General features: G+C 44.6%; 12 protein-coding genes and 5 tRNA genes. All 17 read right to left on the bottom strand.

Features of this window, described 5'->3' with window-relative positions:
• Positions 1 to 57: 57 nt before the first annotated feature.
• Complete coding sequence (gene rpoC, locus IHE35_RS01285) at positions 58 to 4,257, bottom strand: DNA-directed RNA polymerase subunit beta' (RefSeq protein WP_242788650.1); 4,200 nt, start codon at positions 4,255 to 4,257, stop codon at positions 58 to 60.
• Positions 4,258 to 4,401: 144 nt separating this feature from the next.
• On the bottom strand, positions 4,402 to 8,490 hold the full coding sequence (rpoB, locus tag IHE35_RS01280) for a DNA-directed RNA polymerase subunit beta (RefSeq protein ID WP_242788649.1): 4,089 nt from the start codon (positions 8,488 to 8,490) through the stop codon (positions 4,402 to 4,404).
• Between the two features lie 310 nt (positions 8,491 to 8,800).
• On the bottom strand, positions 8,801 to 9,169 hold the full coding sequence (gene rplL, locus IHE35_RS01275; RefSeq protein ID WP_004813560.1) for a 50S ribosomal protein L7/L12: 369 nt from the start codon (positions 9,167 to 9,169) through the stop codon (positions 8,801 to 8,803).
• A 48-nt stretch (positions 9,170 to 9,217) separates the two neighbouring features.
• Complete coding sequence (gene rplJ / locus IHE35_RS01270) at positions 9,218 to 9,724, bottom strand: 50S ribosomal protein L10 (RefSeq protein WP_004813562.1); 507 nt, start codon at positions 9,722 to 9,724, stop codon at positions 9,218 to 9,220.
• 352 nt (positions 9,725 to 10,076) lie between these two features.
• Complete coding sequence (gene rplA / locus IHE35_RS01265) at positions 10,077 to 10,772, bottom strand: 50S ribosomal protein L1 (protein WP_004813564.1); 696 nt, start codon at positions 10,770 to 10,772, stop codon at positions 10,077 to 10,079.
• 3 nt (positions 10,773 to 10,775) lie between these two features.
• Positions 10,776 to 11,204 carry a 50S ribosomal protein L11 gene (gene rplK / locus IHE35_RS01260; RefSeq protein WP_004813566.1) on the bottom strand — a complete coding sequence of 143 codons (429 nt, stop codon included), beginning with the start codon at positions 11,202 to 11,204 and terminating at the stop codon, positions 10,776 to 10,778.
• A 121-nt stretch (positions 11,205 to 11,325) separates the two neighbouring features.
• Positions 11,326 to 11,859 (bottom strand): transcription termination/antitermination protein NusG, encoded by a 534-nt coding sequence (gene nusG / locus IHE35_RS01255; protein ID WP_004813568.1) that lies wholly within the window; start codon positions 11,857 to 11,859, stop codon positions 11,326 to 11,328.
• A 7-nt stretch (positions 11,860 to 11,866) separates the two neighbouring features.
• Positions 11,867 to 12,307, bottom strand: coding sequence for a preprotein translocase subunit SecE (secE, locus tag IHE35_RS01250; protein ID WP_242788648.1), 441 nt, complete (start codon positions 12,305 to 12,307; stop codon positions 11,867 to 11,869).
• 78 nt (positions 12,308 to 12,385) lie between these two features.
• Positions 12,386 to 12,461 (bottom strand) — tRNA-Trp (locus IHE35_RS01245).
• Positions 12,462 to 12,510: 49 nt separating this feature from the next.
• Positions 12,511 to 13,701: an elongation factor Tu gene (gene tuf, locus IHE35_RS01240; RefSeq protein WP_242788647.1), complete on the bottom strand. Its 1,191-nt coding sequence runs from the start codon at positions 13,699 to 13,701 to the stop codon at positions 12,511 to 12,513.
• 151 nt (positions 13,702 to 13,852) lie between these two features.
• Positions 13,853 to 13,927, bottom strand: a tRNA-Thr gene (locus tag IHE35_RS01235).
• Positions 13,928 to 13,943: 16 nt separating this feature from the next.
• A tRNA-Gly gene (locus IHE35_RS01230) sits at positions 13,944 to 14,019 on the bottom strand.
• A 38-nt stretch (positions 14,020 to 14,057) separates the two neighbouring features.
• Positions 14,058 to 14,141 (bottom strand) — tRNA-Tyr (locus tag IHE35_RS01225).
• Between the two features lie 56 nt (positions 14,142 to 14,197).
• A tRNA-Thr gene (locus tag IHE35_RS01220) sits at positions 14,198 to 14,273 on the bottom strand.
• 98 nt (positions 14,274 to 14,371) lie between these two features.
• Positions 14,372 to 15,865, bottom strand: a complete 1,494-nt coding sequence (gene trpE, locus IHE35_RS01215; protein ID WP_242788646.1) for an anthranilate synthase component I — start codon at positions 15,863 to 15,865, stop codon at positions 14,372 to 14,374.
• 108 nt (positions 15,866 to 15,973) lie between these two features.
• Positions 15,974 to 16,642: a phosphoglycolate phosphatase gene (locus IHE35_RS01210; RefSeq protein WP_242788645.1), complete on the bottom strand. Its 669-nt coding sequence runs from the start codon at positions 16,640 to 16,642 to the stop codon at positions 15,974 to 15,976.
• Between the two features lie 82 nt (positions 16,643 to 16,724).
• Positions 16,725 to 17,378: an FHA domain-containing protein gene (locus IHE35_RS01205; RefSeq protein ID WP_242788644.1), complete on the bottom strand. Its 654-nt coding sequence runs from the start codon at positions 17,376 to 17,378 to the stop codon at positions 16,725 to 16,727.
• Positions 17,379 to 17,439 lie beyond the last annotated feature (61 nt).

The raw sequence follows: 17,439 nt of genomic DNA, 5'->3' as shown, positions 1-17,439 counted from the left end.
ATCTTGCAATAAAAAAAGCCACCCGAAGGTGGCTTTTTCTCGTTTAACTCAATCTAATTAAAGACCGTTAAACTCATCATTAAATGCTTGGCTAAGCGCTTGGTCTACATCAGAGAAGTCATTGTGCAGTTCAAATTCTGCAGCTTCTGCTTCTTGACGACGACGCTCCAAATGGTAAGCCAGACCTGTACCCGCTGGGATCAGACGACCTACAACTACGTTTTCTTTCAGACCGCGTAGATCATCTTCTTTACCTGTTACAGCAGCTTCAGTTAACACACGCGTTGTTTCCTGGAACGATGCAGCAGAGATGAACGAGTCAGTAGAAAGCGATGCTTTGGTAATACCCATCAATTGACGTTCAAACTTCGCAGGGAACTTGTTCTGAGCAAGCAATGCTTGGTTCTCTTGAGCAACGCGGATGTAATCCACTTGTTCGCCTTTGATGAAGCTAGAATCACCACCATCCGTGATTTCAACTTTACGCAACATTTGACGTACGATGACTTCAATGTGCTTGTCGTTGATTTTTACACCTTGCAGACGGTAAACGTCCTGAACTTCGTTCACGATGTAGTTCGTCAACGCCACTTCACCTTTCAGACGTAAGATGTCATGCGGGTTCTGTGGACCATCAGAAATCGTTTCACCACGGTTCACATGTTCGCCTTCGAACACGTTAATGGTACGCCATTTCGGAATTAGCTCTTCGTAGATCTCTGAACCATCATCCGGAGTAATCACCAAACGGTTCTTACCTTTAGTCTCTTTACCGAAGCTTACGATACCAGACACTTCTGCAAGGATCGCATGCTCTTTCGGTTTACGTGCTTCGAACAAGTCAGCTACACGCGGCAGACCACCGGTAATATCACGAGTACGTGAAGATTCTTGTGGTACACGACCGATTACATCACCCACACCAATTGTTTCGCCATCACGGACAGAAAGAATGGTGTTTTGTGGCAGGAAGTAGAACTGTTCGCCGCCATCTACTGTGTCAAGCACAACAGCAGGACGCAAATCTTTACCTGACGCAGGACGTGAAGTCACTGGCAAGATTTCAACAGTGGTCATACCCGTTGCATCATCAGTTTTCGATGTTGCAGTTACGCCATCAGCGATCTGGCTGAAGCGAACTTTACCAGCTACTTCTGTTACCAGTGGATGTGTATGCGGATCCCAAGTCGCCACGATACCGCCCGCTTCTACAGCTTCGCCATCTTTCAGCAAGATAGACGCACCGTAAGGGATCTTGTAACGTTCGCGCTCACGACCTAGATCATCAGCAATACCGATCTCGCCTGAACGAGATGTTGATACCAAGTGACCTTTCGCGTGTTGTACAGTTTTCACATTGTGGAAACGTACAGTACCTTTGTTACGAACCTGGATGCTGTTTGCAGCAGAAGTTCGGCTCGCAGCACCACCGACGTGGAACGTACGCATGGTTAACTGTGTACCTGGCTCACCAATTGATTGAGCAGCCATTACACCCACAGATTCACCAGGATTCACTTGATGACCACGTGCCAGGTCACGACCGTAACATTTCGCACATACACCGAAAGTAGAAGCACAGTTTACAACTGAACGTACTTTGATTTCGTCAATACCAGCGTTTTCAATAAACGTTGCAAGTTTCTCGTCAATTAACGTGTTACGTGGAAGAAGAACTTCGTCCGTACCCACTTTCTTAACGTCTTCAGCAACCACACGACCCAGTACTCGCGTACCCAGGTTCTCGATCACGTCACCGCCTTGAATGAACGGAGTCATCACAAGACCGTCGTAAGTACCACAATCTGGCTCAGTAATTACCAAGTCTTGCGCAACGTCTACCAGACGACGAGTGAGGTAACCAGAGTTCGCAGTTTTCAGTGCTGTATCGGCCAAACCTTTACGCGCACCGTGTGTTGAAATGAAGTACTGAAGTACTGTCAGACCTTCACGGAAGTTCGCTTTAATTGGCGTTTCAATGATCGAACCATCCGGTTTCGCCATCAGACCACGCATACCAGCCAACTGACGAATCTGAGCTGCGGAACCACGGGCACCAGAGTCAGACATCATGTAGATGCTGTTGAATGATTTCTGTTTCTCATCTTCACCCTGTTTGTTTTTAACAGTGGTATAAGACAAGTTGTCCATCATCGCTTTCGCTACCTGGTCGTTGGTACGAGCCCAGATATCGACAACTTTGTTATAACGTTCGCCGGCAGTTACGAAGCCTTGTTCGAACTGTTGTTCGATTTCACGAACTTCAGCTTCCGCTTTACCAATAATCGCCTGTTTGTTTGGTGGAATCAGCATGTCTTCCATACCAACAGATACACCTGAGCGAGTCGCTTGACGGAAGCCGAGGTACATCAACTGGTCAGCGAAGATAACAGTATCTTTCAAACCCAGTTTACGGTAGCAAGAGTTGATTAACTTAGAGATGTTCTTTTTGGTCATCTCAACGTTAATTTGCTGGAAGTCCATACCTTCAGGAACAACTTCCCAAAGCAGACAGCGACCAGGCGTTGTATCAACAATGATTGTTTCTTGACGACGGTTGCCATCTTCATCAATCACAGTTTGGTGTACACGTGCTTTAACGCGAGCGTGTAGATCAACCTGACCAGTTGCAAGTGCACGGTTTACTTCGTGAGTATCCGCGAACACCATGCCTTCACCTTTGGCATTGATTGCATCACGTGTGATGTAATACAAGCCCAAGACAACGTCCTGAGACGGTACGATGATTGGCTCACCGTTCGCTGGAGACAAGATGTTGTTGGTTGACATCATTAACGCACGAGCTTCTAACTGAGCTTCGAGTGTTAATGGAACGTGTACCGCCATTTGGTCACCGTCGAAGTCGGCGTTAAATGCCGCACAAACTAACGGGTGAAGACGGATCGCTTTACCTTCAATCAGAATCGGTTCAAATGCTTGAAGACCTAGACGGTGAAGTGTTGGCGCACGGTTCAACATCACTGGATGCTGACGGATCACAGATGCAAGTACGTCCCAAACTTCTGGAGTCTCGCGTTCAACCATTTTCTTCGCAGCTTTAATGGTTGTTGCTTGGCCAGATGCTTGTAATTTCGCGAAAATGAATGGCTTGAATAGTTCAAGTGCCATTTTCTTCGGAAGACCACATTGGTGTAAACGAAGGTTTGGACCTACAGTAATTACCGAACGACCAGAGTAGTCAACACGCTTACCAAGTAAGTTTTGACGGAAACGACCTTGTTTACCTTTGATCATGTCTGCCAAAGATTTAAGAGGACGTTTGTTCGAACCGGTAATTGCACGACCACGACGACCGTTATCAAGCAACGCATCTACAGACTCTTGTAACATACGTTTTTCGTTACGTACGATGATGTCTGGCGCTGCAAGGTCAAGAAGACGTTTCAAACGGTTGTTACGGTTAATCACACGACGGTAAAGATCGTTCAAATCAGAAGTCGCGAAACGACCACCTTCAAGTGGTACAAGCGGACGAAGATCTGGTGGAAGTACTGGAAGTACATTCATCACCATCCATTCTGGCTTGTTGTTCGACTCTTTGAACGCTTCCATTAATTTCAGACGTTTAGATGCTTTTTTAAGCTTCGTTTCTGAAGTTGTGTTTGGAATTTCTTCACGTAGGCGTGAAATTTCGTTTTCAAGATCGATGTCTTTCAACAAATCTTGAACCGCTTCAGCACCCATTTTCGCTGTGAATTCGTCACCGTGTTCTTCTAAGGCATTGAAGTATTCTTCGTCGTTAAGAAGTTGGTATTTCTCAAATGGAGTCATACCTGGATCTGTTACAACGTAAGATTCGAAATACAATACGCGTTCGATATCACGTAGCGTCATGTCTAATAATAGACCGATACGGCTAGGAAGTGATTTCAGGAACCAGATGTGTGCCACTGGAGAAGCCAATTCGATGTGACCCATACGCTCACGACGAACTTTCGCAGTTGTTACTTCAACGCCACATTTTTCACAAATGACGCCTTTGTATTTCATACGCTTGTATTTACCACACAAGCATTCGTAATCTTTTACTGGACCAAAGATTTTGGCACAGAATAAACCGTCACGTTCTGGTTTGAACGTACGGTAGTTAATGGTTTCTGGCTTTTTAACTTCACCATGAGACCACGACTTAATCATTTCTGGTGACGCAAGACCAATACGGATGCGATCAAACTCTACTGGAGCATGACCGTCGGAATCCGTCTTTTTGCGCATGATATCGAGCAAGTCTTTCAATTTTTTTCTCCGTGTGTCGAGGAGATTTTCACTTCCCGACTGGGTCACAAATATTGTTTTTTAACTGAAATTTGGAATCTCCCCTAACCCCTCTTTAGTAAAGAGGGGAACTCCCCCTTTGAAAAAGGGGGCCGGGGGGATTAATTAGTCACCATTTTTCAGTTCAATGTTGATACCTAAAGAACGGATCTCTTTGGTCAATACGTTGAACGATTCAGGCATACCTGGGTCCATGTAATGGTTACCATCTACAATGTTCTTATAGATACGGGTACGACCTTCAACGTCATCCGACTTCACAGTAAGCATTTCTTGAAGTGTATATGCTGCACCGTAAGCTTCTAGTGCCCAGACCTCCATCTCACCGAAACGCTGACCACCGAATTGTGCTTTACCACCAAGCGGCTGTTGCGTAACTAGAGAGTAAGAACCAGTAGAACGCGCATGCATCTTGTCGTCAACCAAGTGGTTCAGTTTCAGCATGTACATGTAACCTACAGTTACAGGACGGTCGAAACGCTCACCAGTACGGCCATCGTACAATACGGTTTGACCAGTACGTGAAATGCCACCAAGCTCTAATAATTCTTTGATCTGTGATTCTTCAGCACCATCAAATACAGGAGTCGCTAGCGGTACACCCTTACGAAGGTTACCAGAAAGTACCAAGATTTCTTCGTCAGTTAAGCTATCAAGATCTTCTTGCTCGCCACCCACTTTGTTGTAAATCTTGTCTAAGAATTCACGTAGCTCAAGTACAGTACGTTGTTCTTTCAACATTTGATCGATCTTGTCACCAAGACCTTTGGCAGCCATACCCAAGTGAGTTTCAAGAATCTGACCCACATTCATACGTGACGGTACGCCCAGCGGGTTAAGAACCACGTCTACAGGTACACCGTTGGCATCGTGTGGCATGTCTTCAACAGGTAGAATGTTTGATACAACACCCTTGTTACCGTGACGACCCGCCATCTTATCACCAGGTTGGATACGACGTTTAACTGCAAGGTAAACCTTAACAACTTTCAATACGCCAGTTGTAAGCTCGTCACCTGTAGAAAGTTTGCGTTTTTTCTCTGCAAATTTCTCATCAATTTCAAGACTCTTCTCTTTTAAGAATACTTGAATTTGCGTTAAACGTTCAGCAATTGCTTCATCACTTGGTTGAATATCAAGTAAGTCAACAAGCTCTAAACCAGATAACAATTCTTCGTTAAGTTTGTCACCACGTTTAGTTGTACCACCACCGTTCGATTCTTGACCTTTCAACAAACGAACAATACGTTCACGTGCTGCTTCTTCGAAGATTTTGTATTCTTCTTTCAAGTCTTTACGGTAAGCATCAAGCTGTGCTTTTTCAATTGCTTGAGCACGTTCGTCTTTTTCAAGACCGTCACGTGTAAACACTTGAACGTCAATAACCGTACCTTTCGTGCCCGATGGAACACGTAAAGATGAGTCTTTCACGTCAGCCGCTTTTTCACCGAAGATTGCACGAAGCAATTTTTCTTCTGGAGTAAGCTGTGTTTCGCCTTTTGGTGTTACTTTACCAACAAGGATGTCACCTGCTGTTACTTCAGCACCAATGTAAACAATACCTGACTCGTCAAGTTTAGACAGTGCAGCTTCGCCTACGTTTGGAATATCCGCAGTGATTTCTTCAGCACCAAGTTTAGTATCACGTGCTACACATGAAAGTTCCTGGATGTGAATAGACGTTAAACGGTCTTCTTGAAGAACACGCTCAGATAACAAGATCGAGTCTTCGTAGTTGTAACCGTTCCACGTCATGAACGCAACGCGCATGTTTTGACCAAGTGCAAGCTCACCGCCATCAGTCGATGGACCATCAGCAAGAACGTCGCCACGACCTACTTGATCACCAAGGCTTACAAGCACTTTTTGGTTAATACAAGTGTTTTGGTTCGAACGTGTGTATTTGATCAGGTTGTAGATATCTACACCTGCTTCGCCCGCAACCATTTCGTCTTCGTTGACACGAATCACGACACGAGAAGCGTCTACATATTCAATACGACCACCACGTTTCGCGATCACACACACACCAGAGTCATGTGCTACGTTCGCTTCCATACCGGTACCAACCAGTGGTTTGTCAGCGATTAACGTAGGAACTGCCTGACGTTGCATGTTTGAACCCATCAACGCACGGTTGGCGTCATCGTGTTCAAGGAACGGAATCAGTGATGCAGCTACAGATACGACCTGCTGAGCAGATACATCCATATGTGTCACTTTTTCTGGTGGCATACGTACGAAGTCACCTTGGTGACGTACAGATACGAATTCTTCAGTCAGGTTACCATCTTTATCGACTGCAGAGTCGGCCTGTGCGATCACAGTACCTACTTCTTCGATTGCAGACAGGTATTCAACTTCGTCTGTTACACGACCATCAACAACTTTACGATACGGAGTTTCCAGGAAACCGAAGTTGTTACATTTTGCATAAACAGAAAGCGAGTTGATCAAACCAATGTTTGGACCTTCAGGCGTTTCAATTGGACAAACACGACCGTAGTGAGTTTGGTGTACGTCACGGACTTCGAAGCCCGCACGTTCACGTGTCAAACCACCAGGACCAAGTGCTGATACACGACGCTTGTGGGTAATTTCAGATAACGGGTTGTTTTGGTCCATGAACTGAGACAACTGGCTTGAACCAAAGAATTCTTTGATTGCAGCAGCCACTGGCTTCGCATTGATCAGGTCTTGCGGAGACAGATTATCAGTTTCAGCTTGAGACAAACGTTCTTTAACAGCACGTTCTACACGAACCAGACCTACACGGAATTGGTTCTCAGTCATTTCACCCACAGAACGAACACGACGGTTACCCAAGTGGTCGATATCGTCGACTTCACCTTTACCGTTACGAATTTCAACTAATGTTTTCAGTACATCAGTGATATCGTCGTTCGAGAGAATACCTTCAACTTCACGTGACTTCTGATCTGTACCTACTTCGTAAGGACGACCTAAACGACGGTTAAACTTCATACGACCGACTGGAGACAGGTCATAACGCTCAGAAGAGAAGAACAGGTTGTTGAATAGGTTTTCAGCAGCTTCCTTTGTTGGTGGCTCGCCTGGACGCATTACTTTGTAGATTTCTACAAGTGCTTCTTCACGACCTGTGGTCGTATCTGCACGTAATGTATCTGCGATGAATGAACCACGGTCGATGTCATTTGTGAACAGTAAGTTAAACTGCTTCACGCCGCCTTCTGCAATTTTCACCATGATTTCATGGCTTAATACAGTATTGGCTGCGATTACATCGCCATCTTTGAGCTGGATGTCTTCGGCTGTGATACGCTCGTACAGGTATTCATCAGGCACTGCAAGTTTTTCAAGACCTGAAGCTTCCATTTGACGTACGTGACGTGCGTTAATACGTTTACCTTGTTCAACAATGATCTTGCCATCTTTGTCAGCAATATCAAATTGTGCCATTTCGCCACGCAGGCGTTCTGGAACAAGGTCAATCTGATAGCTACCCATATCAAGATATACAGGCACTTTCTCATAGAACATGTTCAGAATTTGTTCGTTGTTATAACCCAAGGCACGAAGTACCACAGTCGCAAGTAATTTACGACGACGGTCAATACGTACGTAAACTAGGTCTTTAGCATCGAATTCAAAGTCTAACCATGAACCACGGTAAGGAATGATACGCGCAGAATAAAGGACTTTACCACTTGAGTGAGTTTTACCTTTATCGTGGTCAAAGAATACGCCTGGTGAACGGTGTAATTGAGATACGATTACACGCTCGGTACCGTTAATAACGAAAGTACCGTTATCCGTCATCAATGGCATTTCGCCCATATAGACTTCTTGTTCACGTACGTCTTTGATTGATTTCGTTTCACGATCTTTCAGGATCAAACGAATCTTCACACGCATTGGCGCTGCATAAGTTGAGCCACGAAGAATACATTCGCGTACGTCAAACTCAGGCTTACCAAGACTATACTCAACAAATTCTAAAGCAGCATTGCCAGAATAACTTTCAATAGGAAAAACTGAACGAAATGCGGCTTGGAGACCGATATCTTCGCGGTTTTTTGGTGATTTGCCATCTTGTAAGAATGTTCTGTACGAGTCGACTTGAATCGCGAGCAAGTACGGAGCATCCATGACGCTAGGCAATTTACCAAAATTCTTACGGATCCGTTTCTTTTCGGTATATGAGTATGCCATCTGGAGTCCTCGGAAAGTGTAAACTAAGCCCGCCTGCAGAACGGGCTCAGAAGGAATTACGCTGGCCGATATGGCCACCACTCTTTACAAATGCTGCAATTTTTAGTGGTATTAAAACGCTTAACAATATTTTTTTACTGCAAAAATATTGGTAAGCGTTTGATCAATTATGTTTGTTTTTAAATTTGTATGAATTTCTATCACGCAAACAAAAATCGAGCCGATTATTGTAACGCAAAAAGGCTGATGACCCAAGAGCCATCAGCCAATTTTTGGAGCCGATTATAAAAAAACCGACTCCCTTAAGAAATTACTTAAGAGTAACTGTAGCACCAGCTTCTTCAAGTTTCTTCTTAAGCTCTTCGCCTTCTTCTTTAGAAACGCCTTCTTTAAGAACTGCAGGTGCGCCTTCAACCATGTCTTTAGCTTCTTTCAAGCCAAGGCCAGTAGCTTCACGAACTGCTTTAATTACAGCAACTTTGTTCGCACCGAAAGAAGTCAACTCAACGTTGAATTCTGATTGTTCTTCAGCAGCAGCAGCAGCGCCTGGAGCAGCAGCAACAGCTACAGCAGCAGCAGATACGTTGAATTTCTCTTCGAAAGCAGAGATAAGTTCAACAAGTTCAAGAACAGTTTTTTCTGCAACTGCGTTTAGGATTTCTTCGTTAGTTAAAGCCATGAGAATAACTCCAAATGGAAATTGAATGGTGTGGAAATAAATTTAAGCTTATGCAGCTTCTGACTCGTTTTTCTCTTTGAGCGCAGTAATAAGGCGACCCAATTTCGAAATAGGAGCTTGAAGAACGTTTGCAAGCATAGTAAGCGCTTTTTCTTGGTTCGGAAGATTCGCGATCACGCTAACTTCAGCACCTTGATAAACCTTGCCATCAAATGCAGCAGCTTTAAGTTCGAATGCTTTGTTAGTTTTTGCGAATTCTTCGAACAAGCGTGCAGCTGCACCCATGTCGTCTTCAGAAGTCGAGAAAGCTAAGATTGTTGGGCCAACAAGGTTGTCGTTCAAGATATTGAATTGAGTATCTTGAAGAGCACGTTTAGCCAAAGTGTTACGCACGATACGTGTGTGAACACCTAGTTTACGAGCTTCAACACGTAGAGCAGTTAATTGCTCAACTGTTAAACCTTGGTAGTCAGCAACAACAGCGGCAAATGCAGTAGAAGCAACTTCAGCTACTTCAGCTACGATCTGTTTTTTGCCTTCAATAAGAAGAGCCATTGTAAAACCTCCTAACGGTGATTTATGTACTTCAGAGAAGCACACTCCCAATTCGCAAGTCCATCACTGGACCTACACGCGGAGGATGAACAAATCACACCACCGCGTCTACGCAGGCTGAGCTATTAAGAGGAGAGCATAAAACTCCCCTCGCCTGAGGTCTTTGACGCTGATAAATTCTCATTTATCAATTCAAAGTTTGCCTGAGGGGCGAATCAGCAAAGCAACGCTTTGCCGACACGCAAGACGAGAAGCTATGCTTCGAGTGAAGCTCATTTCTTATCTTGCGTAAAAATCAAAGCAGCGCTTTGATTTTTACTCAGGGCTTTAAAATTCTGTATAAGTTTAAAACTTATTTAGAAACGTTTTGAACATCAACGATCAAACCAGGACCCATAGTAGAGCTTAGAGTGATCTTTTGGATGTAAATACCTTTAGAAGTAGCAGGTTTTGCTTTCTTAAGGTCAGCTACAAGAGCTTCAACGTTTTGACGAACAGCTTCTGCAGAGAAACCTACTTGACCGATCGCAGCGTGGATAATACCCGCTTTGTCTACACGGTAACGTGCTTGACCAGCTTTTGCATTTTTAACTGCAGTAGCAACGTCAGGAGTTACAGTACCCACTTTAGGGTTTGGCATTAAGCCACGTGGACCAAGGATCGTACCAAGTTTACCTACAACGCGCATTGCATCCGGAGCTGCAATTACTACGTCAAAGTCAAGGTTACCCGCTTGGATGCTTTCAGCAAGATCGTCGAAACCAACAACGTCTGCGCCTTCAGCTTTAGCAGCTTCTGCAGCAGCGCCTTGAGCGAATACAGCTACACGTACAGTTTTACCAGTACCTGCAGGAAGAGTAGTCGCGCCACGAACAACCTGGTCAGATTTACGAGGGTCAACACCTAGATTAACAGCGATATCCAAAGATTCTTTGAATTTCGCAGCTGGAAGGTTAGTAAGAACTTCTACAGCTTCTTCTAAAGTGTAAACTTTTTGCGCTTCAATCGCAGCAGCAATGGCTTTTTGACGTTTAGTTAACTTTGCCATGTCTTATAGCTCCACTTCCAAGCCCATAGAACGTGCAGAACCAGCGATGGTACGAACACGTGCGTCTAAATCAGCACCAGTAAGATCTGGTTCTTTAGTAGTCGCAATTTCTTCTAACTGAGCGCGAGTCAACTTACCAACTTTAGTTTTGTTAGGTACAGCTGAACCTTTTTGGATACCAGCAGCTTTCTTAAGAAGAATCGCAGCAGGTGGAGTTTTCATGATGAAAGTGAACGACTTGTCGTTGTACACAGTGATCACGACTGGAATTGGCAGACCAGCTTCAAGCTTTTGAGTAGCAGCGTTGAATTCTTTACAGAATGCCATGATGTTAACACCACGTTGACCTAGTGCAGGACCAATCGGTGGAGATGGATTCGCTTTACCAGCTGGAACTTGCAGCTTGATATAGCCGTCAATCTTCTTAGCCATTTCAAATTACCTCTGGGTGCAAACGCCGATGAAGGCTCCCCAATGATTTCTACGTAACGATAACCGTTACAACAACAATGCCCGATCCTTTAACAAATCGGGCGTTTTCAACCAATAACGATTAGATTGTTTTTTCGACTTGGCGAAATTCCAATTCAACCTGAGTTGGTCGGTTAAATACATTGATTGTCAGCGTTAAGCGTGACTTTTCGTACTGAACTTCTTCCACCACACCTTTAAAGTCTGTGAATGGACCGTCAATAACGAGTAATTCTTCGCCTGGTTCAAACATCGTCTTAGGACGAGGTGCTTCACCAGTATTGCGTACACGCGCAAGAATCGCATCAGCTTCTTTTTGCGTAATTGGTGCCGGTTTTTCTGCCGTACCACCAATGAAACCGAGTACTTTTGGACATTCTTTAACAATGTGCCAGGTTTCATCGTTCATTTCCATTTCGACTAGAACATAGCCAGGGAAGAACTTACGCTCTGATTTACGTTTCTTACCATCCTTCATTTCCACTACTTCTTCAGTAGGGACCAGGACTTCACCAAAGCTATCGGCAACAGCGCTACGCTGGATTCGATCATTAAGCGAACGCATCACTTGTTTTTCATAACCAGAATAGGCATGAATAATGTACCAACGTTTCATAGCTCTCTTACCCGATAATAAACTTGATTAACCAGCCTAATACATAGTCAAAACACCATAAAACAACGGCTGCAATGACTACAACAACAAGAACATGCCATGAGGTAGTCACGGTCTCTTGTTTAGTAGGCCAAGTCACTCGACGGAGCTCAATTCGAGAGTCTTTCAACAAACGAACAAAGCCTTTGCCTTGATGGGTGGCGTATAATAAACCTAAAGCGCCTACGATACAAGCCAAAATCACCCCAACACGAACCCAAATATCATTCGCTGGCGCCCAGTATGCTGGCAAATATTGATTCACCATCATCGCACCACCTAACAAAATCAAGGCGATAACCCATAGAACAATGTCCAATGGAGAACCAGTCTTTACATCTACAGCAGGATTATTTCTTTGGGGAATTGCCGCGCCGCTCATTGCGTCACGTGATTTATCATTCGACATTTTTGTACTCGTCGTAGGTTTCGCGACTTATTATATGACCAGATTTGCCGACATCAAGCGTCTTTTAATAAAAAATGATGGCAGGTCAGGAGGGACTCGAACCCCCAACATTCGGTTTTGGAGACCGACGCTCTACCAATTGAACTACTGACCTTCAAAAAGACAGACTGGAGCCGAGGCTCCAGTCAATATCTTATACTACATTATGCAGTAACTTTAGCAACTACACCAGCACCAACTGTACGACCGCCTTCACGGATCGCAAAACGTAGACCTGGGTCCATTGCGATTGGGTGGATCAGCTCTACTGACATCTCAACGTTGTCACCAGGCATAACCATTTCAACGCCTTCTTTAAGCGCGATCGCACCAGTTACGTCAGTTGTACGGAAGTAGAACTGTGGACGGTAACCGTTAAGGAATGGAGTATGACGACCACCTTCTTCTTTAGAAAGTACGTATACTTCTGCATCGAATTTAGTGTGCGGCTTGATTGTACCTGGTTTAGCAAGTACTTGACCACGTTGTACGTCTTCACGCTTAGTACCACGAAGAAGAACACCACAGTTCTCGCCCGCACGGCCTTCGTCAAGAAGTTTACGGAACATTTCAACGCCAGTTACAGTTGTTTTAACTGTATCTTTGATACCAACGATTTCAACTTCTTCGCCTACTTTAACGATACCAGTCTCAACACGGCCAGTTACTACTGTACCACGACCTGAGATTGAGAATACGTCTTCGATTGGCATAAGGAATGCTTGGTCGATAGCACGTTCTGGCTCTGGGATGTAAGAGTCAAGCGCTTCAACAAGAGCTACAACTGCAGATTCACCATACTGACCAGCATCACCGTTAAGTGCAAGAAGAGCAGAACCACGGATAACTGGAGTGTCATCACCTGGGAAGTCGTAAGTAGAAAGAAGTTCACGAACTTCCATTTCAACCAGCTCAAGAAGCTCTTCGTCGTCTACAAGGTCGCATTTGTTCAAGAATACAACGATGTAAGGTACACCTACCTGACGAGAAAGAAGGATGTGTTCACGAGTTTGTGGCATAGGACCATCAGTCGCAGCACATACAAGGATCGCGCCGTCCATCTGAGCAGCACCAGTAATCATGTTTTTAACATAATCGGCGTGGCCCGGGCAGTCTACGTGAGCGTAGTGACGAGTTGGAGAATCGTATTCTACGTGAGAAGTATTAATTGTAATACCACGTGCTTTTTCTTCTGGTGCAGAGTCAATTGCAGCGTAGTCTTTCGCTTCACCACCGAATTGCTTCGCACATACAGTTGCAATCGCAGCTGTTAAAGTTGTTTTACCATGGTCAACGTGACCAATTGTGCCCACGTTAACGTGTGGCTTATTACGTTCAAACTTAGCCTTAGCCATGTTCATCTTCCTCGTTTACGTCGAACACAATTCTGAGTAAAACTCAGCTCCGACATATCGCCTAAAAAAATCAAACGCCCAATACTTGAAAAGCAGACTAAATAGCCTGCTTTTGGAATCTTTTGCAACAATGTTGCGATAAACTGTAATCTGGAGCTCTTATCGAGATTTGAACTCGAGACCTCTCCCTTACCAAGGGAGTGCTCTACCACTGAGCTATAAGAGCATAATAAGTACTTCAATGGAGCGGGAGACGAGGGTCGAACTCGCGACATGTAGCTTGGAAGGCTACCGCTCTACCAACTGAGCTACTCCCGCACGATGTTGGTACAAACCACTTATTGAAGTCTTAAAATTGGTGGTGAGGGAAGGATTCGAACCTTCGAAACTTTCGTAGCGGAGTTACAGTCCGCCCCCTTTGACCGCTCGGGAACCTCACCATTTTTTACACTTACATCAGTGCTGTTCTTTACTCTGCACTAGAAACTCTCTAAGATGGTGCCGGCACACGGATTCGAACTGTGGACCTACTGATTACAAGTCAGTTGCTCTACCAACTGAGCTATGCCGGCGTTTCTTAGTGTTTCGTACGTTTCGTATCGGAACGGTGTGCAGTTTAGCAAAACTCAGAAACCATGCAAGTGTTTTTTTCAAAAAAACCGTCAAAAACTCATAAAATCAACCCGTTTGATGATAATTCAACCGCTTTAATCACTGCGCGAGCTTTTATTTGGGTTTCATTCCACTCAGATTCAGGATTTGAGTCGGCAACAAGCCCTGCTCCAGCCTGAACATAGACCTTATTTTCACGAATTACACAGGTACGAATCGCAATCGACATGTCCATTTCGCCGTGCCAGCCTAAATAACCAACAGCACCACCGAAAATTCCGCGTTTTACCGGCTCAACTTCGTCAATAATTTCCATAGCCCGGATTTTTGGGGCGCCAGAAAGTGTCCCGGCAGGGAAAGTTGCTTTAAAAACATCCAGTGCATCGACATCATCACGCACTTCACCTTGTACATTCGAGACAATATGCATCACATGCGAATAACGTTCGATCACCATTTGATCAGTTACTTGCACTTTACCGATTTTTGACACCCGACCAACATCATTTCGCCCCAGATCAATCAGCATTAAATGCTCGGCAATCTCTTTTTCATCAGAAAGTAAATCTTTTTCTAATGCCAGATCTTCCTCTTTGGTCTTGCCACGTGGGCGCGTACCTGCCAATGGACGTACTGTGGCAATGCCATTTTCCAGACGTGACAGAATCTCAGGTGAAGAACCGACAATATGGAACGGTGTATTGTTTCCTAATGTCTGCCCTTGCACCAAGAACAGATATGGAGAGGGATTAAGATGACGTAAGGCACGATAAACCTGCAAAGGCTCACCATCGAAATCAGAGACCATACGATGCCCGGGCACTACCTGCATCACATCACCAGCACGGATGTATTCTTTGACTTTCTCAATAGAAGCCAAGAAGTTGTCGTGCCCGGTTAAGGACTCAAAATGTGGCGGCGTATGTTTTTCTGCTTTTAAGCTAATCGGCGTTGCAAGAATATCTTCTAATTCATTTAATTGTTCATGTGCTTTTTCATAAGCCTTAGCATCATTCGCATCGGCATGCACAATCAGGAACAAGGTATCTTTTAAGTTATCAAATACGATTACGGTTTTAGATAGCATCATCCAGATATCTGGCAAACCCACCGGATCGGCCTCAGGGACATTATTCAGCTTTGGCTCGATATAACGTACCGAGTCATAGCCAAAGTAACCAACCAGACCACCAGTAAAACTTGGTAAAGCAGGCAAGTCTGCTTGAGTAGGCACTTTAAACTGTGCCTGAAAGTCGCGAATATATTGGAAAGGGTCTGAACAGTGCTGCTTTTCAATCGAGCCATCAGCATGCTGTACCGTCAGTTCACCTGCGTTACAGGAGAACACCGTGGATTCACCTAAACCAATGATTGAATAACGTGCCCAGTTCTCACCACCTTCCACAGATTCAAACAGATAAGCCTGTTTGTGCTGTTTTAAACGGGCAAAGACTGAAAGTGGGGTTTCGGTATCCGCCAGACGCTGACGGTAAACAGGAATCAGATTATAGCCTTGCGCAGCAAGTTGCTGGAATTGTGCTTGAGATGTCATATGGTTTTTCTCTTTAAATTAGGGTTACTCAGTATGTAAATAGGATTGGACTGAGCGACGCCATCGAAAAACCTTACAACTATTCATTTGAATTCCCTAATACCCTAATTAAGCCAGCAGTTCACGTAGATCATCCACAATTTCCTGAGGATGACTGTCTGCTATATTTTCACCATGATTATAGCCATAGCTGACTACAATACAATCTATACCGGCACGGCGTGCAGCTTCGACATCATTGACCGAGTCACCAATCATCAGCACCTGCTCTTTACTGACAGCATAATGCTCGACACAATGCAGCAACTGCCGTGGATCCGGCTTACGCTCGCTAAAGCGGTCGCCCCCAATGGTGTCATCAAAATATTTCGCCATATCTAAAATATCTAAAATACTGCGTGCCGGCTGTTCTGGCTTGTTAGTCACGCAAATGAGCTTCTTGCCCTGCGCTTTACCCCATTTTAAAAATTCAATAATGCCCGGAAATGGCACAGTATCGACGCAGGGATCAGCATTGTAGATTTCCAGGAAAGTATTAAGTAATTCCTGATGCTGTGCTGGATCCAAACTTGCAGTCAGGTGCAAAAGCACACTTTCACAAAACTTCGAAGTGCCCTTGCCAATCCAGACTCGCACCTGTTCTTCAGTGACAAAAGGCAGTTGCAGCACATTTAAGCTCATATTCATGGCACGATACAGGTCAGAAGCCGAATCTACTAAGGTTCCATCCAGATCAAATAAAATCAGCTCACGTTTATCCAGTTGTGCGATAGACATTTCTACCCTCTTTATGTTTATTCATTATGCAGCCACAAAAAAGGCATGCGATTGCATGCCTTGATTGTAACCAATACTCGGCTTATTTAAAGAATAGCCAAGCCATAATTGCTAAAATCACAATAACAATTAAAGAAACCAAACCGACTGAAGCATTTTTTTGCTGTTCCTTGGCTTCTTCTACACGAGAAATCGGCTGTTCAACAGGAATTGGCGTTGGCTCAGGTTTGACTGCACTGAGGTCAACCCCTTCAGGAATTGGAGCAGGCTTAGGTACACCGACACCTGTTGGCATACCATCACGTGTTAATTGAACACTTGCATCACGCTCTTTCAGCTCCGGCATGCCTTGCTCATTCATCTGATGAGCAGCAGTCTTCTCAGCAGCCTCTTCAATAATACGTTCAGCCGTCTGTTCTAATTCAGGCTCAACCATAACTTCTTGTGCTGGCTCAAGCACAGAGAATTTCAGACTGGCAAACTGTACAATATCACCCTGTTTCAGCAATGCTTCTGAATCAATGCGCATATCATTAACAAAGGTTCCATTCGAAGAACCCAGGTCTTGTACCCACAGCGCATCTTCCTTCAGCAAGAAGGCAGCATGCTTACGTGAGATTTCTGCAGCCTGCAACACAATATCTGCCGCCTGATGACGGCCCACCAGCATGTCACGGTCAATGCTAATTTCCTGTCCCGTCAAATCACCAGTAATGGCTTGAATTTTCCAAGTCATAACATCCACTTCTCTTTTATTCTGTTACCTTGATCATAACATGCTGCCTACAACGACCGCA

It is taken from the genome of Acinetobacter sp. ASP199, assembly GCF_022700675.1.
Classification (GTDB): Bacteria; Pseudomonadota; Gammaproteobacteria; order Pseudomonadales; family Moraxellaceae; genus Acinetobacter.
Note: the sequence above shows the minus strand (reverse complement) of the source record. Positions and strands in the feature narration are given on the sequence as shown.